Annotated in this window: 1 protein-coding gene; it reads right to left on the reverse strand. The window is 63.0% G+C overall.

Annotated elements, in window-relative coordinates; all coding sequences use genetic code 11:
• Nucleotides 1-26: 26 nt before the first annotated feature.
• Nucleotides 27-1,218: Mu transposase C-terminal domain-containing protein (locus ACT3UN_RS16450; RefSeq protein WP_444657658.1), on the reverse strand; the 1,192-nt coding region annotated here is incomplete at its 5' end.

A 1,218-nucleotide genomic window follows, 5' to 3' on the forward strand; every position in this document is an offset into this window, starting at 1 on the left:
CTCTTTGGTGACGATGAAGTCGCGGCTCATGGTGACAGGTCCTCTTCATAGGTCCGCAGGCGAGACGTACGCCCACGCGGGAATGGCGTTTCGGTGTTTGCATCGGGGTTCACAGGGGCACGGTCTGTTGGGCGTGCTTCGTGGGTGGGGATGCGCTCATTGATTCCGGCACGTAGTTGACGTCGTCGGCGTCGACGAGCGGCCTGGATATCTGCAAGGCTGTAGCGCTGGTTGGGGTGGTCTTCATCCACGGCGACGCACAGCAACGTGTCGTGGTCGTACACCCGGATCTCGGAGAGATCCCGCGGGTCGTAGCGGATGGTGACGTCATGGCCGACAAAAGGTGCCAGGGTCGGGCTGATGTAGCGCTGGCCTTGGAAGTGTATGCCGTCGCGCTGCACCCGGCGGTGGGTGGAGACCCGCAGCAGGAGCCCGTCGAGTTCTTCCAGGTTCTCCGGCATCCTGGGAATCCATCCCTGTCCGATCCACGCGGCCTTCGGGCTGGTGTTGATCGAAGAGTGAGTGCGCTGGTTGTAGCTGCTGATGAACTCACCGACGGCGGTATCCAGGCTCGTCAGGTCCAGTACGGGGTGTGGGTTTCGGACGCCGGGGGCAAGGTGACCGGGCAGGGTGGTGAGAAGTTCGGTGTTGACGGTGCTGAAGAACCGCTCGACCTTGCCACGGCCCTGCGGACGAGCGATGGTCGAATGAATGATCCGGATCTTCAACGCTGTCGTGGTGTATGCGATGTGGCCACTGGTGAAATCGGAGCCGTGATCGACGTAGAGGACGTCGGGAATACCGCACATCGCCCAGGTGGGGTCTGTTTTCCGCCAGATAGCCTGGCGTAGTGCCAGGGCGGTGTTCATCGCCGAGGGCGCGGTGATGGTGACCATGTAGCCGCACACTGCCCGGGAGTAGTCGTCGATGATGATGGTGAGCCAGGGGCGAGTCGGCGTGCCGTCCGGGTTCTGGATGAGGATGTCGAGCTGGGTGTGATCGGCCTGCCAGATGGCATTGGGACATTCAGCCCGGTGCCGGTAGACCAGTTCGTGTCGATCCCGGTAGGACGCCGGGCCCTCCAAGGCGAGGGTGACCATCGCCGGGTCAAGAGCTTGGATGATGCTGCGCACCGTGGCGTAGCTGGGTGGATTCACCGATAGGTGTTGTGCTCGGGAGTCCACCAGGCGATGCAGGGCGGCCATCGATGGCCGTGGC

Origin of the sequence: Corynebacterium sp. AOP12-C2-36 (genome assembly GCF_052379185.1) — a bacterium.
Taxonomy (GTDB): Bacteria; Actinomycetota; Actinomycetes; order Mycobacteriales; family Mycobacteriaceae; genus Corynebacterium.